The organism is Phytohabitans sp. LZ39 (assembly GCF_059359075.1).
Genome location: NZ_JCADBM010000009.1, coordinates 288451 through 310934 on the forward strand (window position 1 = coordinate 288451; position 22484 = coordinate 310934).

General features: G+C 71.3%; 20 protein-coding genes. 14 read left to right on the forward strand and 6 right to left on the reverse strand.

Features of this window, described 5'->3' with window-relative positions:
* Positions 1–44: 44 nt before the first annotated feature.
* Positions 45–410, forward strand: coding sequence for a YybH family protein (locus AC5L36_RS19845; protein ID WP_441218194.1), 366 nt, complete (start codon positions 45–47; stop codon positions 408–410).
* Positions 411–436: 26 nt separating this feature from the next.
* On the opposite strand, the gene pgl is transcribed toward AC5L36_RS19845, so the two are convergent.
* From pgl to tkt, 6 genes are all read right to left on the reverse strand, one after another.
* Complete coding sequence (gene pgl, locus AC5L36_RS19850) at positions 437–1207, reverse strand: 6-phosphogluconolactonase (RefSeq protein ID WP_441218195.1); 771 nt, start codon at positions 1205–1207, stop codon at positions 437–439.
* Positions 1200–2213: a glucose-6-phosphate dehydrogenase assembly protein OpcA gene (locus AC5L36_RS19855; protein WP_441218197.1), complete on the reverse strand. Its 1014-nt coding sequence runs from the start codon at positions 2211–2213 to the stop codon at positions 1200–1202. The genes pgl and AC5L36_RS19855 overlap by 8 nt, the downstream gene beginning before the upstream one ends.
* A gap of 121 nt (positions 2214–2334) precedes the next feature.
* Complete coding sequence (zwf, locus tag AC5L36_RS19860; RefSeq protein WP_441218199.1) at positions 2335–3852, reverse strand: glucose-6-phosphate dehydrogenase; 1518 nt, start codon at positions 3850–3852, stop codon at positions 2335–2337.
* 13 nt (positions 3853–3865) lie between these two features.
* On the reverse strand, positions 3866–5479 hold the full coding sequence (locus AC5L36_RS19865; RefSeq protein ID WP_441218201.1) for a phosphoglucose isomerase-related protein: 1614 nt from the start codon (positions 5477–5479) through the stop codon (positions 3866–3868).
* Positions 5472–6584, reverse strand: coding sequence for a transaldolase (gene tal / locus AC5L36_RS19870; RefSeq protein WP_441218203.1), 1113 nt, complete (start codon positions 6582–6584; stop codon positions 5472–5474). Before tal ends, AC5L36_RS19865 begins: the two co-directional genes overlap by 8 nt.
* Before the next feature lie 15 nt (positions 6585–6599).
* On the reverse strand, positions 6600–8858 hold the full coding sequence (gene tkt / locus AC5L36_RS19875) for a transketolase (protein ID WP_441218205.1): 2259 nt from the start codon (positions 8856–8858) through the stop codon (positions 6600–6602).
* Positions 8859–9023: 165 nt separating this feature from the next.
* Here tkt and AC5L36_RS19880 point away from each other — a divergent pair, with 165 nt between their 5' ends.
* The 13 genes from AC5L36_RS19880 to AC5L36_RS19940 all read left to right on the forward strand — a co-directional run bounded on the left by AC5L36_RS19880 (position 9024) and on the right by AC5L36_RS19940 (position 22201).
* A complete protein-coding gene (locus AC5L36_RS19880) occupies positions 9024–9965 on the forward strand; it encodes a heme o synthase (protein WP_441218249.1) in 942 nt (313 codons plus the stop codon).
* A 264-nt stretch (positions 9966–10229) separates the two neighbouring features.
* The gene (locus tag AC5L36_RS19885; RefSeq protein ID WP_441218207.1) at positions 10230–10565 is read left to right on the forward strand and encodes a hypothetical protein; all 336 of its coding nucleotides are present in this window, start codon (positions 10230–10232) and stop codon (positions 10563–10565) included.
* 7 nt (positions 10566–10572) lie between these two features.
* Entirely contained in the window at positions 10573–11481 is a 909-nt protein-coding gene (locus AC5L36_RS19890; protein WP_441218209.1) for an ATP-grasp domain-containing protein, read from the forward strand.
* 52 nt (positions 11482–11533) lie between these two features.
* Positions 11534–14725: a S8 family serine peptidase gene (locus tag AC5L36_RS19895; protein ID WP_441218211.1), complete on the forward strand. Its 3192-nt coding sequence runs from the start codon at positions 11534–11536 to the stop codon at positions 14723–14725.
* Positions 14726–14750: 25 nt separating this feature from the next.
* Positions 14751–15668: a COX15/CtaA family protein gene (locus tag AC5L36_RS19900; RefSeq protein ID WP_441218250.1), complete on the forward strand. Its 918-nt coding sequence runs from the start codon at positions 14751–14753 to the stop codon at positions 15666–15668.
* 76 nt (positions 15669–15744) lie between these two features.
* Entirely contained in the window at positions 15745–16440 is a 696-nt protein-coding gene (locus AC5L36_RS19905; RefSeq protein ID WP_441218213.1) for a helix-turn-helix transcriptional regulator, read from the forward strand.
* Positions 16441–17859, forward strand: a complete 1419-nt coding sequence (gene sufB, locus AC5L36_RS19910) for a Fe-S cluster assembly protein SufB (RefSeq protein ID WP_441218214.1) — start codon at positions 16441–16443, stop codon at positions 17857–17859.
* Positions 17860–18996, forward strand: a complete 1137-nt coding sequence (gene sufD / locus AC5L36_RS19915; RefSeq protein ID WP_441218216.1) for a Fe-S cluster assembly protein SufD — start codon at positions 17860–17862, stop codon at positions 18994–18996.
* Positions 18993–19322 (forward strand): non-heme iron oxygenase ferredoxin subunit, encoded by a 330-nt coding sequence (locus AC5L36_RS19920; RefSeq protein WP_441218218.1) that lies wholly within the window; start codon positions 18993–18995, stop codon positions 19320–19322. The genes sufD and AC5L36_RS19920 overlap by 4 nt, the downstream gene beginning before the upstream one ends.
* Positions 19319–20092 (forward strand): Fe-S cluster assembly ATPase SufC, encoded by a 774-nt coding sequence (gene sufC, locus AC5L36_RS19925; RefSeq protein ID WP_441218220.1) that lies wholly within the window; start codon positions 19319–19321, stop codon positions 20090–20092. Before AC5L36_RS19920 ends, sufC begins: the two co-directional genes overlap by 4 nt.
* 11 nt (positions 20093–20103) lie before the next feature.
* Positions 20104–21396, forward strand: a complete 1293-nt coding sequence (locus AC5L36_RS19930; protein ID WP_441218222.1) for a cysteine desulfurase — start codon at positions 20104–20106, stop codon at positions 21394–21396.
* A complete protein-coding gene (gene sufU / locus AC5L36_RS19935; protein WP_441218224.1) occupies positions 21396–21866 on the forward strand; it encodes a Fe-S cluster assembly sulfur transfer protein SufU in 471 nt (156 codons plus the stop codon). The genes AC5L36_RS19930 and sufU overlap by 1 nt, the downstream gene beginning before the upstream one ends.
* Positions 21863–22201: a metal-sulfur cluster assembly factor gene (locus AC5L36_RS19940; protein ID WP_441218226.1), complete on the forward strand. Its 339-nt coding sequence runs from the start codon at positions 21863–21865 to the stop codon at positions 22199–22201. The genes sufU and AC5L36_RS19940 overlap by 4 nt, the downstream gene beginning before the upstream one ends.
* Positions 22202–22484: the final 283 nt, after the last annotated feature.

A 22484-nucleotide genomic window follows, 5' to 3' on the forward strand; every position in this document is an offset into this window, starting at 1 on the left:
CCGGGGGGATACCCGGGCCCGGACGGGCGACCTACGGTCACGCCATGTCGAACGCGAAACAACCCGAAGACCTGCACCGGCTCTTCCTCGACGGGGTCAACGACAAGGACGTCGACGCGCTTCTGGCGCTCTACGAGCCCGACTCGGTGACCCTCGACATGGACGGCCGCCGGCTCACCGACCAGGCCGCACTGCGGGCCATGCTGACCGGCTTCGTCGAGATGGTGGACCGCCTCGACGGGGAGACCCGCAAGGTGATCGTGCACGGCGACTACGCGCTGATGTCGGCCGCCTTCACCGGAAACGGCGGCCAGATCGCGGGCGTGAGCGGCGAGGTGGCCCGCCGGCAGCCCGACGGCACCTGGCGCTTTCTCATCGACGACCCCAGCTTCGGTGCCGCGACAGGTTGACCTGCCGCCGATACGAACTCGCCGCGCTAGCGCAGGCTGCGCAGCTTTGGCGCGACCTTGGCCGCCGCAGCCCGGTCGAGGAGCCAGATTGTGCGCTCGACGCCGCGCACGCCCGAGGCGGGGACCTGCACCGGGCCGCCGCCGGCCATCGCCATGCCCACCGCGTCGGCCTTTTCCGGGCCGGCGGCCATCAGCCAGACCTCTTCGGCCGTGTTGATGGTCGGGAGGGTCAGGGTGATGCGGACCGGCGGGGGCTTGGGTGAGCCGCGCACGGCGCTGACCACGCGGGTCTCGTACGCGCCCGGGTGCTCCGGGAAGATCGACGCCACGTGCCCGTCTTCGCCCACGCCCAGCATCAGCACGTCGAAGTGCGGGAGCGGCGCGGTGCCGGGCTTGGCCGCGGCGGCGAGCGCCGCGGCGTAGCGGGCGGCGGCCGCCTCCGGGTCGTTGCCGTCCGGGCCGTCCGAAGGTGGCATCGGGTGTACGCGAGCCGGGTCGAGCGGGAGTGCCTCGAGCAGCGCCTCGCGGGCCTGCGTCTCGTTGCGGTCGGGGTCGCCGGAGGGCAGGAAGCGCTCGTCGCCCCACCACACGTCGACCCGGGACCAGTCCACGCCGTCCCGGGCCGGCAGGCTGCTTACCGCCTCGTACACGGCGGCGGCGATCCTGCCCCCGGTGAGCACGATGCCGGCGAAGCCGCGGGCCGCCTGGGCGTCGATGAGCTTGACGACCAGCCGCGCCGCGGCCGCCTGGGCGAGCACCTTGGCTTCGGCGTGGACGACGACGTTGGTCTCACCCATCCGACGCCCCTGTCTCGGCGGCGACCGGAACCGGCTGCCGGGACGCCAGCACCGGGTCCTTCCAGATGTGCACCCGCTTGTGCGCGCGACTGTCCAGATCGGACACACCGGCGAAGGCGCCCAGCGCGTCGGCGTAGATCTGGTCGGAGTCGAGGCGGCGCAGCTCTTCCGCCAGCTCCTCGCCCGTGGGGCGGCGGACCAGCGGCAGGTTGCGGTCGGCGTGGCCGGTGCGGGAGAACGTGGCCATGCTATCTTCGCGGGTCAGCGCGAGCGTCTCGCCGTTGGCGCACTGGAGCGTCACCGAGCGCATGCGCGGGAAGTTGTCGGTCGGCTCCAGCTTGGGCCTGATGCCCAGCCGGGCGGCCAGCCACCCGATCATCAGCCCGGCGGTCGGGTCGGACTCCGGCGCCACGACCGTCGCGCCGGTGACCTTCGTGTCGAGCGTGTCGAACGCGCCGGCCAGCAGCGTGCGCCACGGCGTGATGCGGGTCCAGGCCAGGTCGGTGTCGCCCGGCGCGTAGTCGTTGGCCCGCTGCCGCAGCGCCCCGACCCGGTCGTGGGCCTGCCCGGAGTCGGTGATGCGGCGGTCGGCGACGACGCCGAGGAAGTCGTTGGCGATCAGCTCCGGCGGCTCGCCGTGCCACCAGGTGACCACCGGTACGTCCGGCACGAGCAGCGGCATCACCACCGACTCGGCGTGCAGGGCGAGCCGGCCGTACATCCGCATGACCACGGCCTCGCACGGTCCGAGCCGCCCGCCCACGACGATCTCGGCGTCGAGGCGGTTGATGGGGCGCTCGAAGTCGGAGCGGACCACCACCAGCAGGCGGCACGGGTGCTGCGAGGTGGCGATCGTGGCGGCCGCCTCGGCCTCGCGCACCCGCTTTTCGTCCACCACGACGATGAGCGAGAGCGCCATGCCGCTGGCGACGCCTCCGGCGCTGCGCCGCTCGGACGCGAGCGCCTTGACGACCTCGTTACCGGTGGTGTCCCACAAACCGATCATGCTGATCGCCTCCGAGGAGCCCTGTCGTGGACCAAGCTGCCGATCCGTTGCCTACCCCGCTCCGTCGCTCGGCGCTCGTCCGCCGTCGTGGTCGGGACCGTAGCCTCCCGACTCCCGCTCGTCACGCCCGCCTCCAGTGACGGCCCTCGCGGGCCAGCATCTCGTCCGACGCGCGCGGGCCCCACTCGCCGGACCGGTACGGCTCCGGCTTGTGCCCGTCCCACGCGGCTTCCAGCGGGTCGATCACCTGCCAGCTCTGCTCGACCTCGGCCGCGTCCGGGAAGAGGGTGCGGTCGCCGATCAGCACGTCGAGCACCAGCCGCTCGTACGCCTCCGGGCTCTGCTCGGTGAACGCCTCGCCGTACTGGAAGTCCATCGCGATGTCGCGCAGCTCCATCGTGGTGCCGGGCACCTTGGAACCGAACTTGAGCACCACGCCCTCGTCGGGCTGCACCCGGATGACGAGCTGGTTGTGCCCGAGCGCCTCGACGTCGGTCGGGTTGAACGGCAGGTGCGGCGCCTTCTTGAAGAGCACCGCCACCTCGGTGACCCGCCGCGGCAGGCGCTTGCCGGCGCGGATGTAGAACGGCACGCCGGCCCAGCGCCGGTTTTGGATGCCGAGGCGGACCGCCACGTACGTCTCGGTCGTGGAGTCGGCGGGCACGCCGTCTTCGTCCAGGTAACCGCGCGCACGCTCGCCGCCGACCCAGCCCTGGAGGTACTGGCCGCGGACCGTGCCCTCGTGGATGTCCTTGGGCAGGCTGATCGCGCGGAGCACCTTGAGCTTTTCCGCGCGGATCTCGAAGGCGTCGAAGCTCGTCGGCTCCTCCATCGCGACCAGCGCGAGCAGCTGGAGCAGGTGGTTCTGAAGCACGTCGCGGGCGGTGCCGGTGGCGTCGTAGAAGCCGGCGCGCGTGCCGATGCCCACGTCCTCCGCCATCGTGATCTGCACCGAGTCGACGTACTTCGAGTTCCACACCGGCTCGAACAGGGAGTTGGCGAAACGCAGAGCCATGATGTTCTGCACCGTCTCCTTGCCCAGGTAGTGGTCGATGCGGAACACGTCCTGCCCGGTGAAGACGTCGTCGACCAGGTCGTTGAGCTCCTTGGCCGAGGCGAGGTCGGTGCCGAACGGCTTTTCCACGACCACCCGCCGCCAGCCGCCGCACTTTTCGTTGTCGGCCATGCCGGTGCGGGCGAGCTGCTTGAGCACGGTCGGGAAGGCGGCCGGCGGGATCGAGAAGTAGAACGCCGCATTGCTGCCGATGCCGTGCGTGTCGCGCAGCTCGTTGAGCGTGCGGTCGAGCGTGTCGAAGGCCGCGTCGTCGTCGAACGCGCCGCCGACGAACTTGATGTTGCCGGCCAGCCGCGCCCACACCTCCTCGCGCCACGGCGTGCGCGCGTGTGCCTTGGCGTGCTCGTACGCCATCTGCTCGAAGGTGCCGTGGTCCCAGTCGCGGCGGGCGAACCCGAGCACCACGAAACTGGGCGGCAGGAGCCCGCGGTTGGCCAGGTCGTAGACGGCCGGCAAGAGCTTCTTGCGAGCCAGGTCGCCGGTCACTCCGAAGATCACCAGAGCGCAGGGCTCGGGGATCCGCGGCAGCCGGCGGTCCTGGGGATCGCGCAACGGATTACCCACGGGACTTATCCTTTCAGTTCCCAAGGGACCGGGCAGCGTCCAACAGCTGAACGATGCCCGACGCCCGGTCCGTCAGGTGCAGGCGTACCACCGGGCGCCCGCGGCGCACGAGCGCCTGCCGGTCGCCGGCGGCCTGCGCGGCCTGGAGCTGGCCAAAGGTGTACGGCCGGCCGGGCACCGCCAGATCGGTGGCGACCGCGCCGGTGATCTGGACGAACGCGCCGAGCGGCGGCCCGTCCTTGTGGTAGAGCGACGTGGAGTGCAGGAAGCGCGGACCCCACCCGAAGGTCACCGGGCGGCGCGCGATCGCGGCCAGGATCGGGCGCACGTCCGCCGCGTCGGCGTCGGCGTGCCGGTCGAGGTAGGCCATGACCGCGACGTACCCGTGCGGCCGCGCCTCCAGCAGGACCGCGCTGAGCGCCCCCGCCAAGGTGGAGGTGCCGGTGCCGTAGACCTCGATGGCGCCCTCGACGAACGACGGCTCCTCGGCGGGCGGGCCTGCGGCGAGGATGGCGGCCGCGTTGTCCTTGGACTCGCTCTTGCTGGGCATGCCGAGCGGGTCGATCCCGATCACCCGGCCGGCCAGCGCGGTGGCGAACTCCCAGGTCAGGAACTGGGCGCCGAGCGGGCCGTTGACCGCGACGTCGGGCCGCACACCGCCGCCGGGCACCGCGCCGGCCGGCAGCGAGCCGCCGAGCGTCACGGTGAGCACGTCGGCGCCGTCGACCGGGGCGCCCGGCGACTCGAGCACGACCGGCAGCATGCCGGTGCCCTCCTTGCCGGTCGACTCGGCGAGCAGCTGCTCGGCCCACTCGTCGAGGCCGACGATGCCGGTGCCGTCCGGTACCAGCGCGATCTTGTCTTTGCCGGCGGTGGTGGCCGCGCCGAGCGCGGCGCCCAGCGCGAGCGCGGGGTTGTCACCACCGGCGGAGAGCGCGGGCAGCAGCTCCTCGGCCTGGTCGAGCAGCTCGGCCACGTCGACGCCGGCCAGCGCCGCCGGCACCAGGCCGAACGCGGTCAGCGCGGCGTAGCGCCCGCCCACCTCGGGGTCGGCGAGTACCACGGTCGCGCCCATCTCGCGGGCGGCCTGCTCCAGCGGCGAGCCGGGGTCGGTCACGATCACGAAATGCCGGCCGGCCTCCGCCGGGGTGAGCCCGGCGTCGAGGAACGCGCCGTAGTAGGCGCGGCGCACGCTGTCGGTCTCGATCGTGGTGCCCGACTTGCTGGAGACGACCACGACGGTGCGCTCCAGCCGGTCGGCGATGGCCCGGCCGATCTGGCCGGGGTCTGTCGTGTCGAGCACGGTCAGTGGCCGGCCCAGCGTGCGCGTGATCACCTCGGCCGCGAACGACGAGCCGCCCATGCCGGCGAGCACCACGCGGTCGAGGTCGGCCAGCTCCTCCTTCAGCTCCGCGAGCAGGGGGAGCAGCTCACGGCTGCGCCGGTGGGTGTCGATCCAGCCCAGCCGGATCTTGGCCTCGGCCTCCGCATCGGGCCCCCACAGCGTGGGGTCCTTCTGCACGAGGAGCCCCGGGACCCCGTCTGCGACGAGGGCCGCCCGGGCCGCGGAGCCAACGGCGTCCGCGCCCCAGACGGCTAGTCCCGCGGCCGCCTCGACTTCACGCATTGGTGGCATTGGAAAGCTGTGTCTCCACCGTCTGAAGCAACTCCAGCCAGCTCGCCTCGAACTTCTCCACGCCCTCGCGCTCCAGCGTCTCGACCACGTCGTCGTACTCGATGCCGAGCGCGGCCAGGTCGTCGAGCACCTTGCGGGCGTCGTCGTACGAGCCGGTCACCGTGTCACCGCGGGTCTCGCCGTGGTCGGCGTACGCGTGGATGGTCGGCTCGGGCATCGTGTTGACCACGCCGGGGGCGACAAGCTCCTCGACGTAGATGACGTCGCGGAAGGCCGGGTTCTTCGTCGACGTGGACGCCCACAGTGGACGCTGCGGGTGTGCGCCCGCGTCGGCCAGCGCCTGCCACCGCTCGGAGCTGAAGACCTCGGTGTAGCGCTCGTAGGCCAGCTGGGCGTTGGCGATCGCCGCCTTGCCCTTCAGCGCCTTGGCCTCCTCGCTGCCGATCTTGTCGAGGCGCTTGTCGACCTCGGTGTCGACCCGGGAGACGAAGAACGAGGCCACCGAGCCGATCTTGGTCAGGTCGTGGCCGTTGGCCTTCGCCTGCTCCAGGCCGGCCAGGAACGCGTCCATCACCTCGGTGTACCGCTGGAGGGAGAAGATCAGCGTGACGTTGACGCTGATGCCCTGCGCGAGCGTCGCGGTGATCGCCGCCAGGCCGGCCCGGGTCGCCGGGATCTTGATGAAGAGGTTGGGGCGGTCGACAAGCCACCACAGCGACTTGGCCTCCGCGATGGTCTTTTCGGTCTCGTGCGCCAGGCGCGGGTCGACCTCGATCGACACCCGCCCGTCGACGCCCGCGGAGGCGTCGTACGCCGGCTTCATCACGTCGGTGGCCCACCGCACGTCGTACGTGGTCATCATGCGCACCGCCTCTTCGACGGTGATCCCGCGCAGGGCGAGGTCGCGCAGCTGGCCGTCGTACGCGGTCGCGTCGCTGAGCGCCTTCGCGAAGATGGTCGGGTTGGTGGTCACGCCCACCACGTGCTTTTCGCGGCGCAGCTGGTCGAGGCCCCCGGACTCCAGCCGCACCCTGTTCAGGTCGTCGATCCATACCGCCACGCCGGCGGCGGACAGTTCACCAAGCCGGTCAGTCATGAGTACCAATCTCCCTCAGCTACCCGTCGTGAAACCTGTGATCTCGCCGACCTTCGCCAGCGAGGCGTGCGCGGCGGCGACCACGCGGTCGGCGGTGAAGCCGAACTGCTCGAACAGCACCGTGTACGGCGCGCTCGCCCCGTAGTGCTCGATGCTCACGGCCTCGCCGCAGTCACCGATCAGGTCATGCCAGGACATCGCGATCGCGGCCTCGACGCTCACCCGCGCCTTCACACCGCGCGGGAGGATCGACTCGCGGTAGGCGCTGTCCTGCTCGCGGAACCACTCCTGGCAGGGCATCGACACGACCCGGGTCGGCGTGCCGTCGGCCTCCAGCCGCTCCCGGGCGGTCACCGCGAGCTGCACCTCGGAGCCCGTGGCGATGATGATCACCTGGGGCTGGCCGCCGGACGCGTCGATCAGCGTGTACCCACCCCGGGCGACGCCCTCGACGCCGGCCACCTGGCTCCGGTCGAAGGTCGGCAGCGCCTGCCGGGTGAGCGCCAGCGCGGTGGGGCGGTCGGTGTGCTCCAGCGCCAGGCGCCACGCCTCCGCGGTCTCGTTGGCGTCGCCGGGGCGGACCACGTCGAGGCCGGGGATCGCGCGCAGCGCGGACAGGTGCTCGATCGGCTGGTGGGTGGGGCCGTCTTCGCCGAGGCCGATCGAGTCGTGCGTCCAGACGTAGATCGCCGGCAGCTTCATCAGCGCGGCCAGCCGCACGGCCGGGCGCATGTAGTCGCTGAAGACCAGGAACGTGCCGCCGTACGGCCGGGTGCCGCCGTGCAGCAGGATGCCGTTGAGGATCGCGCCCATCGCGTGCTCGCGGATGCCGAAGTGCAGTGTGCGCCCGTACAGGTCGCCGGGGAACTCCTTGGTCGCGTGCTCCGGCGGCACGAAGGACGGCTCGCCCTTCATCGTCGTGTTGTTGCTCTCGGCCAGGTCGGCCGAGCCGCCCCACAGCTCCGGGAGCACCGGCGCGAGCGCCGAGAGGATCTTGCCGGAGGCGGCCCGGGTCGCGAGCCCCTTGGCGTCCGCGGGAAACTCCGGCAGCGCCTCGGTCCAGCCTTCCGGCAGCGAACGGGTGGCGAGCCGGTCGAAGAGCGCCTTGCGGTCGGGGTTGGCCTCCGCCCAGGCGTCGAACTTCTGCTGCCACTCGGCGTGCGCGGCGCGGCCGCGGTCGACCACCTCGCGGGCGTGGGCGAGCACCTTCTCGTCGACGGCGAACGACTGCGCCGGGTCGAAGCCGAGCAGCTGCTTGGTGGCGGCGACCTCCTCGGCGCCGAGGGCCGAGCCGTGCGCCTTGCCGGTGTTCTGCTTGTTGGGCGCGGGCCACGCGATGATCGTGCGGAGCGCGATGAACGAGGGGCGCTCGGTCTCCGCCCGCGCCGCCTCGAACGCGGCGAACAGCGCCTGCACGTCCTCGTGGTACTCACCCTGGTCGGCATGCTGACCGGCCCGCCAGTCGACGGTCTGCACGTGCCATCCGTACGCCTCGTAGCGCTTGGCGATGTCTTCGCTCTTCGCGATGCGGGTGTCGTCTTCGATCGAGATCTCGTTGTCGTCCCAGAGCAGGATCAGGTTGCCCAGCTTCTGGTGGCCGGCCAGCGCGCTCGCCTCGTGGCTGATGCCCTCTTCGAGGTCGCCGTCGGAGGCGAAGGCCCAGATGTGGTGGTCGAACGGCGACTGGCCGGGCTCGGCCGCCGGGTCGTAGAGACCCCGCTCACGCCGCGCCGCGAAGGCCATGCCCACCGCGTTTCCGACGCCCTGACCGAGCGGGCCGGTGGTGGTCTCGACACCCACCGTGTGCCCGTGCTCGGGGTGACCGGGGGTGAGGGAGCCCCACTGTCGCAGTGACTTGAGGTCGTCGAGGCTCAGCCCATACCCGGAGAGGTAGAGCTGGATGTAGAGGGTGAGGCTGGAGTGACCCATGGAGAGCACGAAACGGTCGCGGCCCGCCCAATGTGGATCTGTCGGATCATGGCGCAGCAGCTTGTTGAACAGCAGGTAGGCCGCCGGCGCCAGGCTCATCGCGGTGCCGGGGTGGCCGTTGCCGGCCTTCTCCACGGCGTCCATGGCCAGGACGCGTACGGTGTCGACCGCTTTACGGTCGAGCTCAGACCAGGGCAGTGAGGCTTCGTTCGCGGTCACGATGTGTGCTCCTCGGCAATGCGGCAACCCTCTTGCGATGACCCTATCTACCCGTGCTAAACGTGCGGAGGGTGACCGGCCGACGCGTGGGACAACAGGTTGTGACCGGCGGCACGCTCCGCCCATCTACGTGGGGTCGTAGTAGGTCGCGTTCTGCCAGCGCGTACCCTGTCGGTCGGCGCGTTGACCTTGCCTGTCCGCGCCGTGCGTCACCCGTCCAACGTCCGGAAGGTGAACCGCCACGTGAGCACGATCACCGAGCGCCCCCACCCCCCGGCCGCCGCCCGGCCGCTGGTGCCGGTCGCCCCCCGCGACCTGGTACCGCCCCGGCAGCGCGTGCGCGCGGGCGACGTGGTCGCCGTGGTCAAGGCGTACGTGGCGCTGACCAAGCCGCGCATCGTCGAGCTGCTGCTCGTCACCACCGTGCCGGCGATGATGCTCGCCGCCGGCGGGGTCCCGCAGCTGTGGCTGGTGGCCGTCGTGCTGGTCGGCGGCTCGCTCGCGGCCGGCGCGGCCAACGCGCTCAACTGCTACATCGACCGCGACATCGACCAGGTCATGAAGCGCACCTCGCGGCGCCCGCTGCCGGCGCACCGGGTCTCGCCGCGCAGCGCGCTCGCCTTCGGCCTCATCCTCGGCGTGGTGTCGGTGGCGCTGATGGCCGCCTTCACCAACTGGCTGGCCACCGGGCTCACGCTCGCCGCGATCGTCTACTACGACGTGGTGTACACGCTGTGGCTCAAGCGCAGCACCCCGGCCAACACGTTCTGGGGCGGGATCTGCGGCGCGGCACCGGTGCTGATCGGCTGGGCCGCGGTGACGGGCGGGCTCTCGCCGACCGCGTGGGCGCTGTTCGCCGTCGTGTTCTTCTGGCAGATGCCGCACTTCTACGCGCTCGCGATCCGCTTCAAGGCCGACTACGCCCGCGCCGGCATCCCGATGCTGCCGGTGGTCGCCTCCCAGCGCCGGGTCAACGTGGAGATCCTCCTCTTCAGCTGGCTGACCGTGGCCGCCTCGGTCGCGGTGTGGCCGCTCGGCCGCGGCGCGGTCGGTCTGAGCCCGATCTACGGGCTGACCGCGCTGGTCACCGGCGTGCTGCTGCTGCGCGAGGCGTACGCGCTGGTGGGCCGGGCCAAGCGGGGCGAGCAGATGCGCCCGATGCGCCTGTTCCACTGGACGATCACGTACCTGACGATCCTCTTCTTCGCGGTCGCCGCCGACGCTCTTGTGTGACGCCGGTTTCACGACTTGAATGAAGTGTCGATGCCTCACGGCGCATGACCGTTTCGAAGCCTTTGGCCCGCGAAACGCCCGATCAACCCGACGATCGATGCCGGCTCGGAATGCTGTCCCTTTTGCCCTAGAAAATTAAGCTGATTTAACGCTATAAATCGGGCAAAACAGCGAGGATACGGTGGTTAAACGTCGGGTAATTGGCATCACAAAAAAACGTGAGAGGGGCGTCGCACGCGGAGGGGCGTGCTTAGGCTCGGGCACATGGCAGATGGTTCCGATACCAACATGACCGCGGGCCCGACAGCCACGGCGCAGGCCTCCAGCGGCCTCGTCGCGGGCCTTCGGGCCTTCGCCGCCGGGCACGGCGGCGCGAAGGCGGTCATCGAGTACGTCGGTAAGCGGGGCGCCCGGATCGTCCTCGTCGGAGGCGACGGGGAGTGGGCGGACCAGTTCGCCGACGGCACCGACGTGGCGCGCCAGGCGTGTGTCAAGGCGGGGGTCGAGGTGGAAAACGAGTGGGAGCGCGAGCTCATGGACCAGATGCGCCCGAGCAACGACCTGTGGAGGTCGATGGGCCGGCGATCACTCGCCCGCTGACGTACTCATGAACGAAGATTCTGTCCCAGCGACCCGGGAGCGATCCCGGGTCGCTCTCGTTACCTGTGACCAGATCCCCGAGCTGGACGCCGACGACCAGCTGGTCGTGCCGGCGCTGCGCGAGCGCGGCGTCGAGGCCGTGCCGGTCGTGTGGGACGCGCCCACCGTCGACTGGGCGTCGTTCGCCCTGGCCGTGATCCGCTCGCCGTGGGACTACGTGGCCCGGCGCGACGAGTTCGTCGCGTGGGCCGCCAAGGTGCCCGGCCTGGCCAACCCGGCCGACGTCGTCAGCTGGAACACCGACAAGCGCTACCTGCGCGAGCTCGCCGCCGCCGGCGTGCCGGTCGTGCCCACCACGTGGGTGGAGCCGGGCGAGGCCTGGGAGCCGCCGCCGGGCGGCGAGTTCGTGGTCAAGCCGGCGGTCGGCGCGGGCAGCCTCGACACCGGGCGGTACAACCTCGACGAGGCCGAGCACCGCGAGCTGGCCGCCGCGCACGTGGCCCGGTTGCACGCCGCCGGGCGGCTGGTCATGGTGCAGCCCTACCTGGCGGCGGTCGACACCTACGGCGAGACCTCGTTGATGTTCTTCCCGGCCGAGGGCGAGCTGGCGTTCAGCCACGCGATCCGCAAGGGCGCGATGCTGACCGGGCCCGACCAGGCCACCGATGGCCTGTACAAAGAGGAGTCCATCCGCCCGCGGTCGCCGCTCGACGCCGAGATGGAGATCGCGCGGCAGGCGCTCGCGGCCGTCCCGGGCGGCCCCGACCGGCTGCTCTACGCGCGGGTCGACCTCATACCGGGCCCCGACGACCTGCCGGTGCTCGTCGAGCTGGAGCTCACCGAGCCGTCGCTCTTCATCGGCACGGCCGACGCCGCACCCGCGCGATTCGCGGAGGCCATCGTCTCGCGCCTTTGACGCCAAGCGCGTATAGTCATCCGTCGATGTCCGATTCGGCGGAGGTGGCATAGTGCGGCGGGTTATCGGGCGAGCGGCGGCATTGGTGATGCTGTGCGCGGCTGTTGGTGTCGTTCCCGCCGCCGCCTCGGTCCTCGGGCCGCAAGCCGCCGCCACGGACTCCCGCGGGGTCACCCTCGTCTCCGGCGACGTCGTGACGGTGACCGCCGGCGACAAGGCGTCGGTGCGGCCGGGCCCCGGCCGCGAGGCGATGCCCTTCGTCACCCGCCGCGACGAGCGAGGCCACATCCATGTGGTACCCGCCGACGCGCTGCCCCTGCTCCGCGACGGTGACCTCGACCCGCGGCTGTTCGACGTGACCACCCTGCTGGACTACGGCTACGACGGGCGGGCCGACCTGCCGCTGATCGTGGCCTACGCCAGCGACGACGAGCGCGCCCGGGTCGGCGAGCGGGTGGCCGAGAGCGGCGCCCGGGTCAGCCGCGAGCTGCCCACGGTCGACGCGCTCGCGGTGGCGGCCGAGACGGCGCGGCTGGGCACGTTCTGGGGCACGTTCACGGTCGGCGGGCCGGCCGAGCGGCGGCTCACCGTCGGCGTCGACACCATCTGGCTCGACGGTCTGCGCCAGCCCGCGCTCGCGCAGAGCGTGCCGCGGGTGGGCGCGCCGGAGGCGTGGGCGGCCGGGTACGACGGCGCGGGCGTCACGGTCGCCGTGCTCGACAGCGGTGTCGACGCGACCCATCCGGCGCTGGCCGGGCGGGTGACCGCCCAGAAGAACTTCACCGACGGAAACGAGGACGACAAGGACCGCACCGGCCACGGCACCCACGTGGCCTCGACCGTCGCCGGTACGGCCGGCGTGGCGCCCGGCGCGCGCTTGCTCGACGGCAAGATCTGCGTCGTCGGCGGCTGCGCGGAGTCGTGGATCCTGGCCGGCATGCAGTGGGCGGCCGACCAGGGCGCCGCGGTCGTCAACCTGAGCCTCGGCGCGCCGGACACCCCCGGCGTCGACCCCGTCGAAGAGGCGGTCGGCACGCTGACCGCCGAGCACGGCACGCTCTTCGTGGTCGCCGCCGGCAACGTGCCCGGCGCCGGCTCGATCGCCTCGCCGGCCAGCGCGGACGCCGCGCTCGCGGTCGGCGCGGTCAGCAAGTCGGACGCGCTGGCCAGCTTCTCCAGCCGCGGCCCGCGCGCGGACGGCGCGATCAAGCCGGACATCACCGCGCCGGGCGTCGACATCGTCGCCGCCCGCGGCGCCGACTCCGGGCTGCCGGGGGAGGGCGAGACGACCCTCTCGGGTACCTCCATGGCCGCACCGCACGTGGCCGGTGCGGCGGCGATCCTCGCCCAGCGGCACCCCGACTGGACCGCGGCGCAGCTCAAGGGCGGCCTGATGACGGCCGCGCGGCCGCTGCTCGGCGACGCGTTCGTCGAGGGGGCCGGCCGGTTGGACGTGGGGCGGGCGGTGCGGCAGACGCTGACCGCGAGCCCGGCGAGTCTGAGCTTCGGCCGGCTCGCCTGGCCGCACACCGACGACGCGCCGGTCTCCCGCACGGTCACCTTGCGCAACGACGGTTCGTCCGCCGTGGACCTCGATGTTTCCGTGGACGGTCCCGCGCTCTTCTCGGTCGCACCCTCCTCGGTGTCCGTGCCCGCCGGCGGGACGGCCGACGTGACGGTCACCGCCAACGGGACCGTCGAGGGCGGCGAGGGACTGCTCACCGGGCACCTCGTCGCCGGAGACCTGCGGCTGCCGCTCGCCGTGGACCGCGAGGTGGAGAGCTACGACGTGACCGTCGCGCACGTGGGCCGGGACGGCAAGGCCGCCGACGGGTACGTGACCGTGCTCGCCTCCGCCGACGGCAAGATCGCGGTCAACCTGCCCGCCTCCGCCGGCACCGTCACCACGCGCGTGCCCAAGGGGCGGTACTCGGTGCTCGGCGCGATCACCGGGCCGGACGGCAACGGGTACGCGACGACGATCATCGGCCAGCCCACCCTGGACGTCGCCGGCGCCGGCACGGTGACCCTCGACGCCCGCCAGGGCGCGCCGATCTCGGTGACCGTGCCACGTGGCGACGCGGTACAGGAGTTCGCCGAGGCGGCCACCCTCTCGGTCACGCCCGGCCGCACGGTCGAGGTGGGCACGCTCGGCCGCTCCTTCGCCGGGCTGTACACGGCCGGGATCGGCGGCACCGGGGCCGGCTTCGTCAACCGGATCTCCGCGACGTACGGCTTCGACGGCGGCGCCTACCTGCTCGGCTGGCTCACCGAGGACCGCATGCCCACCGGCTTCGGCCGCACGCTGACCGCCGCGGACCTGGCCACCGTCCGCGCCGACCACGGCCACGAGGCATCGGGTACCACCGGGCAGAAGATGGCCTGGCCGGTGCTGCCCGACACGGTGATGGGCGGCTTCGCCCACGCGATGCCGGTCACGCTGCCCTCGACCCGCACGGAGTACTACAACGTCGAGGGGCGGGTGCGGTGGTTCCGCTCGTTCGACGAGATGACCACCGACCAGTACGTCACGTCGACCGTCGCGCCGCCGGCCGCGTACCGGGCCGGGCAGCCGTACCAGGAGCAGTGGAGCCGCGGCGTCTTCGGGCCGACGGTGGCGTCCCCGTCGTACGAGCACCAGTGGGTGACCCGCCGCGGCGACACGCTCCTGGTGCTCGCCCCGCTGTACGGCGACGCCGCCGGACGGGCCGGTTACTCATCGATCGCCGCCGGCCAGATCACGCTGTACCGCTCCGCCGAGCGGGTCGCCTCGGTCGACGAGCTGACCGCCCAGTTCGAGGTACCGCCGGAACCGGCCGACTACCGGCTCGAGATGAGCGCGGAGCGGAGCGGCCCGGCGACCCTCTCCACGCGGGTGAGCGTCGCGTGGACATTCCGCTCTTCGCACGTCTCCGGGGAGGCTGCCGCGCGGCTGCCGCTCTCCACGGTGCGGTTCGCGCCGAGGGTCGACGAGGAGAACGCCGCGCCGGCCGGGCAGGCCACCACGATCCCGGTGACCGTGGTGGCCCAGCCCGACTCGGCGGCCGGCCCCAACCGGAGCCTCGCGGTCGAGGTCTCGTACGACGACGGCGCCACGTGGGCGCCCGCCCCGGTGGCGGCCGGCCAGGCGACGGTCACCCACCCGGCGGGCGACGGGTACGTCTCCCTCCGCGCGACCGCCGTCGACAGTGCGGGCAACACCGTGACGCAGACCGTGATCCGGGCGTACAAGCTGGCCGCCTGAGAGCGCACCGGAGCTACTACGTACGATAGTTGCCGTGCTTCGCCGCCTCGCCCTCGCTTCCGTGGTCGCCAACGTCGCGATCGTGGTGAGCGGCGGCGCCGTCCGGCTGACCGACTCCGGCCTTGGCTGCCCCACCTGGCCGCGCTGCACCGACGACTCGTACACGACGACCGCCGAGATGGGCATCCACGGCGCCATCGAGTTCGGCAACCGCCTCTTCACGTACGTGGTCGGCTTCGTCGCGCTCGCGGCCTTCGTCGCGGCCTGGCGGCGGCGACCGCGGGTGCGCCGGCAGGTGCTGCTGGCCGGCGCCGTCCTGCTGGGCATCCCGCTTCAGGGCGTGATCGGTGGCATCACGGTGCTCACCGATCTCAACCCGTGGGTGGTCGGCCTGCACTTCCTCGCCTCGATCGCGATGATCGCGGTGGCGTACGCCCTCTGGCGCACGACGGACGCCCCGGCGGCCCCGGCCCCCGTCCCGCGGCCGATGCGCCTGCTGGGCTGGGTGGTCGCCGCCGTCAGCGCCGCCGTGCTCGTCGTCGGCACGTGGGTCACCGGCAGCGGCCCACACTCGGGCGACCACGGCGCCGCCCGCAACGGCCTCGACCCGGAGACCATCTCCCAGATACACGCCGACCTCGTGTTCCTGCTGATCGGCCTGACCGTGGCCGGGTGGCTGGCGCTGCGCGCGACCGGGCCGCGGGTGGCCGCGCGGGCGGCGCTGGTGCTGCTCGCGGTGGAGCTGGGGCAGGGGCTGATCGGTTTCGTCCAGTACTTCACCGACCTGCCGGTGCTGCTCGTCGGCGCGCACATGCTCGGCGCCTGCCTGGTCTGGCTGGCCACGCTCTCGGTGCTCTGGGCCCTGCACCCGGCACCCAGGCCCGAGGTCACCCCCGCTCCCGCTCCCCGGGAAGAGGTCTCCGCCGCCCACGTCTCGGGCTAGTCCGGGTCATCCCGGTGGGGTGGATCACTCGGGCCTGGGTTTGCGGGTCGTACCGGAAATACGTAACGTGGGCGTTGTGAAATACGCGGCGGCGCTCCCTGAGCGGCCGGCGGCGGTCGACGGGCGCACCCGTGACCGCGTCGCCAGGCTGCTGCTGGCGCACGGCTCGGCCACCGCCGCCGAGCTTGGCGCCGAGTTGGGGCTCGGCTCCGCTGCCATCCGCAAGCATCTCGACGCCATGCTTGCCGACGGCGTCGTCGTCTCGCGCGAGCGCCCGGTTCGGGGCCACCGTGGCCGTGGGCGACCCGCCCGCGTGTTCGTGCTGACCGAGGCGGGCAAGCAGGATTGCGGCACCCATTTCTACGACGGCATGGCCACCGCCGCGATGCGCTGGATCTCCCGCACGGGTGGGGAGGCCGCGGTCGCGGAGTTCGCCGCCGAGCAGGTGTCGGGCCTGGAGGCGCGCTGCCGGGCCGCGCTGGAGGGTGCCGGCGACGACCCGCTCGCGCGGGCCGAGGCGCTCGCCGCGGCGCTGACCGCCGAGGGCTACGCTGCCAACGCGTCCACCATCGCCTCCGGCGGCCAGCTCTGCCAGCACCACTGCCCGGTGGCGCACGTGGCCGCCGAGTTTCCCCAGCTGTGTGAGGCCGAGACCGCGGTGATCTCCCGCCTGATCGGCACCCACGTCCAGCGCCTAGCCACGATCGCGCACGGTGACGGAGTGTGCACCACGCACATTCCGGCTCAAACAACCACGGTGAGGACCGAATAGATGACCGAGCAGATGACCCAAGCGGAGCAGCTCGCCGTCCTCGGCAATTACGAGTACGGCTGGGCCGACTCGGACATCGCCGGCGCCGCCGCCCAGCGGGGTCTCAACGAGGCGGTCGTCCGCGACATCTCGGCGAAGAAGAACGAGCCGCAGTGGATGCTCGATCTGCGGCTCAAGGGGCTGCGGCTGTTCGGCCGCAAGCCGATGCCCGCCTGGGGCGCCGACCTCACCGGCATCGACTTCGACAACATCAAGTACTTCGTGCGCTCCACCGAAAAGCAGGCCGCGACGTGGGACGACCTGCCCGCCGACATCAAGAACACGTACGACAAGCTGGGCATCCCCGAGGCCGAGAAGCAGCGCCTCGTCTCGGGTGTCGCCGCGCAGTACGAGTCCGAGGTGGTCTACCACAAGATCCGTGAAGACCTCGAGGAGCAGGGCGTTGTCTTCCTCGACACCGACACCGCGCTCAGGGAGCAGCCGGAGCTCTTCAAGGAGTACTTCGGCACGGTGATCCCGGTCGGCGACAACAAGTTCGCCGCGCTCAACACCGCGGTGTGGTCGGGTGGCTCGTTCATCTACGTGCCGAAGGGCGTGCACGTGGACATCCCGCTCCAGGCCTACTTCCGGATCAACACGGAAAACATGGGCCAGTTCGAGCGGACCCTGATCATCGTCGACGAAGGTGCGTACGTTCACTACGTCGAGGGCTGCACCGCGCCGATCTACTCCTCCGACTCGCTGCACAGCGCGGTCGTCGAGATCATCGTGAAGAAGAACGCGCGCTGCCGGTACACCACGATCCAAAACTGGTCCAACAACGTCTACAACCTGGTCACCAAGCGTGCCGTGGCGCACGAGGGCGCGACCATGGAGTGGATCGACGGCAACATCGGCTCCAAGGTCACGATGAAGTACCCAGCCGTGTACATGGTCGGCGACCACGCCAAGGGCGAGGTGCTCTCGGTCGCGATGGCCGGCGAGGGGCAGCACCAGGACGCCGGCGCCAAGATGGTGCACGCCGCGCCCAACACGTCCTCCACCATCATCAGCAAGTCGATCGCGCGGGGCGGCGGCCGCACCTCGTACCGCGGCCTGGTCCAGGTGCTCGAAGGCTCGACCCACAGCAAGAGCACGGTCAAGTGCGACGCGCTGCTGGTCGACACGATCTCCCGCTCCGACACCTACCCGTACGTGGACATCCGCGAAGACGACGTGTCGATGGGCCACGAGGCGACCGTCTCCAAGGTCAGTGAAGACCAGCTCTTCTACCTGATGAGCCGGGGCCTGACCGAAGACGAGGCGATGGCGATGATCGTGCGTGGCTTCATCGAGCCGATCGCCAAGGAGCTGCCGATGGAGTACGCGTTGGAGCTCAACCGCCTGATCGAACTCCAGATGGAAGGAGCCGTCGGTTAAATGACCGACACCCTCGCCGCACCGCCTCCCAAGACGAAGTCTCAGGCTCTGCGGTCGTACGACGTCGCCGACTTTCCCGCCCTCACCGGCCTGGAGGAGGAGTGGCGCTTCACGCCGCTCAAGCGCCTCCGCGGCCTGACCGGCGACCTCGTCGGTGGTTCCGCTCCCGCCATCGGGTACCACGCGCTGCCGGCCGGCATCACGGTGTCCATTCTGGACAAGGGCGACCCGCGGATCGGCAGCGTGCTCACGCCGTTCGACCGGATCAGCGCGCTGGCCTACGGGCGCGCGAGCCAGGCGAGCCTGATCTCGGTCGACGCCGAGACGGTGCTCGCCGAGCCCGCCGTGCTGCGGGTGGTCGGCGAGGACAAACTCGCGTTCGGGCACACGTTCCTGGAGGTCGGGCGGTTCGCCGAGGCCACCATCGTGCTGGAGCAGACCGGTTCGGTCACGCTCGCCGACAACGTGGAGGTCGCGCTCGCCGACGGCGCCAAGCTCACGCTCGTCACGGTCGCCGACTGGGCGGCCGACGCGGTGCAGGCGCAGCACATCCGCTTCCGGCTGGGCCGCGACGCGCGGGTGACGCACATCCAGGTGACGCTCGGCGGTGACCTGGTGCGGCAGTTCACCAGCGTCGACTACACCGGCCGGGGCGGCGAGGCCGAGCTCTACGGGCTCTACTTCGCCGACGCCGGCCAGCATCTGGAGCACCGCCAGCTGGTCGACCACAGCGTGCCCGACTGCCGCAGCTATGTCGGCTACCGCGGCGCGCTACAGGGCGAGGGCGCGCACACCGTGTGGGTCGGCGACGTGCTCATCCAGGTGCAGGCCACCGGCACCGACACGTACGAGATCAACCGTAACCTCGTCCTCACCGACGGCGCGCGGGCCGACTCCGTACCCAATCTGGAGATCGAGACCGGCGAGGTCGCCGGCGCCGGCCACGCGAGCGCGACCGGACGGTTCGACGACGAGCAGCTGTTCTACCTGATGGCCCGCGGCATCCCGGAGGCCGAGGCGCGCAAGCTGGTCGTGCGTGGCTTCTTCGCCGAGCTGATCAACAAGATCCCCGTCGAGGAGCTGCGCGAGCGGCTCGGCGCCTCGATCGAGGAGCGGTTGGTGAAGGCGGGGGCATGATCAAGGTCTGCTCCGTGGAAGACGTCCCCAAGGGCACCGCGGTCGCCGCCGACATCGACGGCACCGAGGTCGCCGTGGTGCACGCGGAGGACGACAACTTCTACGCCGTACACGACGTGTGCTCGCACGCCGAGGTGCCGCTGTCGGAGGGTGAGGTCGACGGCTGCACGATCGAGTGCTGGCTGCACGGCTCCCGCTTCGACCTGCGCACCGGCGAGCCCACCGGCCTGCCGGCCACCGAGCCCGTCCCGGTCTACCCCGTCGAGGTCCGCGACGGCGAAGTCTACGTATCGCTCACGCCTAGCAATGGAGTACACCCGTCATGAGCACCCTGGAGATCCGCGACCTACAGGTGTCGGTGAAGCTGCCCGAGGGCGACCTGAAGCCGATCCTCGCCGGGGTCAACCTGACCGTGAAGGCGGGGGAGACCCACGCCATCATGGGGCCCAACGGCTCGGGCAAGTCCACCCTGGCGTACTCGATCGCCGGCCACCCCAAGTACCAGGTCACCGCCGGCAGCGTCACCCTCGACGGCGCCGACGTGCTGTCGATGACCGTCGACGAGCGGGCCCGTGCCGGCCTGTTCCTCGCCATGCAGTACCCGGTGGAGGTCCCCGGCGTCTCGGTGGCCAACTTCCTGCGTACCGCCAAGACCGCGATCGACGGCGAGGCGCCCAAGCTGCGCACGTGGGCGGCGGAGCTGCGCACCGCGATGGAGCGGCTGCACATCGACCCGGCGTTCGCCCAGCGCAACGTCAACGAGGGCTTCTCCGGCGGCGAGAAGAAGCGGCACGAGATCATGCAGCTAGAGCTGCTCAACCCGAAGGTGGCGGTGCTCGACGAGACCGACTCCGGCCTCGACATCGACGCGCTGCGGGTGGTCAGCGAAGGCGTCAACCGGATCCGCGCCACCGGCGAGACCGGCCTGCTGCTGATCACCCACTACACCCGCATCCTCCGCTACATCCAGCCCGACTTCGTGCACGTTTTCGTCGCCGGGAAGATCGTCGAGGAGGGCGGCCCCGAGCTCGCCGAGAAGCTGGAAGCCGAAGGCTACGAGCGGTATCTCGCAGGGGCCGGACCGGCGAAGGCCTGAGAGGCGCACCGATGACCGCGATCACGATCCCGGAGGGCATGCCGCAGTACGGCGACGTGCCGCGCTTCGACGTGGAGAAGGTGCGGGCCGACTTCCCGATCCTGGGTCGGGAGGTCAACGGCCACCCGATGGTCTACCTCGACAGCGGCAACACGTCGCAAAAGCCGCGCCAGGTGATCGACGCGATGAGCGAGCACCTGGAGCGGCACAACGCCAACGTGGCCCGCTCCGTGCACCAGGTGGGCACCGAGGCGACGGAGGCGTACGAGGGCGCCCGCGGCAAGGTCGCCCGCTTCGTCAACGCCGCGCGCCCCGAAGAGATCGTCTTCGTCAAGAACGCGACCGAGGCGATCAACCTCGTGGCGTACGCGATCTCCAACTCGCCGGCCGGCTCGCGCCTCGCGCTCGGCCCCGGCGACGAGATCGTGATCTCCGAGATGGAGCACCACTCCAACATCGTGCCGTGGCAGCTGCTGTGCGAGCGCACCGGCGCGACACTGCGGTGGTTCAAGGTGACCGAGGCCGGCCGCCTCGACCTGGAAAACCTCGACGAGATCGTCAACGAGCGCACCAAGCTCGTGTCGTACGCGCTGGTCTCCAACGTGCTCGGCACCATCAACCCCACCTCGGCCATCACCACGCGGGCACACGAGGTCGGCGCGCTGGTGCTGCTCGACGCCTCGCAGGCCGCGCCGCACATCCCGGTCGACGTGGCCGACCTGGGCGCCGACTTCCTGGCGTTCACCGGGCACAAGATGTGCGGGCCCACCGGCATCGGCGTGCTGTGGGGGCGGCACGAGCTGCTGGAGGCGATGCCGCCCGTGTTCGGCGGCGGCTCGATGATCGAGACGGTCACCATGGAGCGGTCGACGTTCGCGCCGCCACCGGCCCGCTTCGAGGCGGGCACCCCGCCGATCGTCGAGGCCGTGGGGCTGGGCGCCGCCGTCGACTACCTCACCGGCATCGGCATGGAGGCCATCCGCTGGCACGAGAAGGAGCTCGCGGCGTACGCGCTCGACGCCCTCGCCACCGTGCCCGGCCTGCGCATCTTCGGCCCCACGACGCCGGTGGGCCGGGGTGGCACGATCTCGTTCGGCCTCGACGGGGTACACCCACACGATGTGGGGCAGATCCTCGACTCACTCGGGGTGGAGGTGCGGGTCGGCCACCACTGCGCCCGCCCCCTCTGCGTGCGATACGGCGTGCCGGCCATGACCCGCGCGTCGTTCTACCTCTACACGACCGTCGGCGAGGTCGACGCGCTCGTGCGCGGCCTCGAGCAGGTGCGGAAGGTGTTCGGCTGATGGAGTTCGATCAGCTCTACCAGGAGATCATCCTGGACCACTACAAGCACCCGCACGGCAAAGGCCTGCGCGAGCCCTACGCGGGCGAGGCCCACCACGTCAACCCGACCTGCGGCGACGAGGTGACCATCCGCGTGGCCGCCGACGGCGACCTGCTCACCGACGTCTCGTACGACGGCATGGGCTGCTCGATCAGCCAGGCCTCGGCGAGCGTGCTGCACGAGCTGCTGCGCGGCCAGCACGCCGGTCAGGCCTTCAAAATCATGGACGGCTTCGTCGAGCTGATGGGCGGCCGCGGCCAGGTCACCCCCGACGAAGAACTGCTCGGCGACGGCATCGCCTTCGCCGGCGTAGCCCGCTACCCGGCCCGCGTCAAGTGCGCGTTGCTACCGTGGATGGCGTTCAAGGACGCCGCGGTGCGGGCCGGCGTGGCCGGCTCCACCGAGTCTGGTTCGGAGGTAAAGGCATGAGCGACGTGGCCAAGACGGCGACCGCGGACGTCGAAGAGGCGATGAAGGACGTCGTCGACCCTGAGCTGGGCATCAACGTGGTAGACCTCGGCCTGGTCTACGGCATCCACATCGACGACGAAAACGTCGCCACCCTCGACATGACCCTGACGTCGGCCGCCTGCCCGCTGACCGACGTGATCGAAGACCAGACCCGGTCGGCACTCACGACCGGCCCCGGCGGCGGCCTGGTGAAGGACTTCCGCATCAACTGGGTCTGGCTCCCGCCGTGGGGCCCCGACAAAATCACCGACGAGGGCCGCGACCAGCTGCGCGCCCTGGGCTTCAACGTCTGACGCTTTCGTCGCCCTCACCGCCCGCGGCCAGCCTGCGGCCGGTGGGGGCGTTTGGCGTCGTAACCCAAAGATCGAGATCTGAGCTATGCGGCGTCCGCCGTGGTACAGACCGCCGCGCGGGGCTTCAATCCGATCTTCCTGCCGGAGGCGACAAGGTGACCGTGACCAGCGGCGGACGGGTGAGGCCGCGGGAGCAGCGGTCCGGACCACGACGGACAGAGATGATGTTTGTGAGCACCTCCCGTCGGGGGTCTGACCCTACGACGGACTGACTTCGGGTCTT

Excerpts from the sequence above, each read along its gene's own strand:
- AC5L36_RS19865 (WP_441218201.1), bottom strand. The coding sequence starts at position 5,479 with ATGCGTGAAGTCGAGGCGGCCGCGGGACTAGCCGTCTGGGGCGCGGAC.
- AC5L36_RS19855 (WP_441218197.1), bottom strand. The coding sequence starts at position 2,213 with ATGATCGGTTTGTGGGACACCACCGGTAACGAGGTCGTCAAGGCGCTC.
- sufU (WP_441218224.1), top strand. The coding sequence starts at position 21,396 with ATGGAGTTCGATCAGCTCTACCAGGAGATCATCCTGGACCACTACAAG.
- tal (WP_441218203.1), bottom strand. The coding sequence starts at position 6,584 with ATGACTGACCGGCTTGGTGAACTGTCCGCCGCCGGCGTGGCGGTATGG.
- sufC (WP_441218220.1), top strand. The coding sequence starts at position 19,319 with ATGAGCACCCTGGAGATCCGCGACCTACAGGTGTCGGTGAAGCTGCCC.
- pgl (WP_441218195.1), bottom strand. The coding sequence starts at position 1,207 with ATGGGTGAGACCAACGTCGTCGTCCACGCCGAAGCCAAGGTGCTCGCC.
- AC5L36_RS19890 (WP_441218209.1), top strand. The coding sequence starts at position 10,573 with ATGAACGAAGATTCTGTCCCAGCGACCCGGGAGCGATCCCGGGTCGCT.
- AC5L36_RS19930 (WP_441218222.1), top strand. The coding sequence starts at position 20,104 with ATGACCGCGATCACGATCCCGGAGGGCATGCCGCAGTACGGCGACGTG.
- AC5L36_RS19845 (WP_441218194.1), top strand. The coding sequence starts at position 45 with ATGTCGAACGCGAAACAACCCGAAGACCTGCACCGGCTCTTCCTCGAC.
- AC5L36_RS19885 (WP_441218207.1), top strand. The coding sequence starts at position 10,230 with ATGGCAGATGGTTCCGATACCAACATGACCGCGGGCCCGACAGCCACG.
- AC5L36_RS19940 (WP_441218226.1), top strand. The coding sequence starts at position 21,863 with ATGAGCGACGTGGCCAAGACGGCGACCGCGGACGTCGAAGAGGCGATG.
- sufD (WP_441218216.1), top strand. The coding sequence starts at position 17,860 with ATGACCGACACCCTCGCCGCACCGCCTCCCAAGACGAAGTCTCAGGCT.
- AC5L36_RS19920 (WP_441218218.1), top strand. The coding sequence starts at position 18,993 with ATGATCAAGGTCTGCTCCGTGGAAGACGTCCCCAAGGGCACCGCGGTC.
- tkt (WP_441218205.1), bottom strand. The coding sequence starts at position 8,858 with ATGGGCGGAGCGTGCCGCCGGTCACAACCTGTTGTCCCACGCGTCGGC.
- sufB (WP_441218214.1), top strand. The coding sequence starts at position 16,441 with ATGACCGAGCAGATGACCCAAGCGGAGCAGCTCGCCGTCCTCGGCAAT.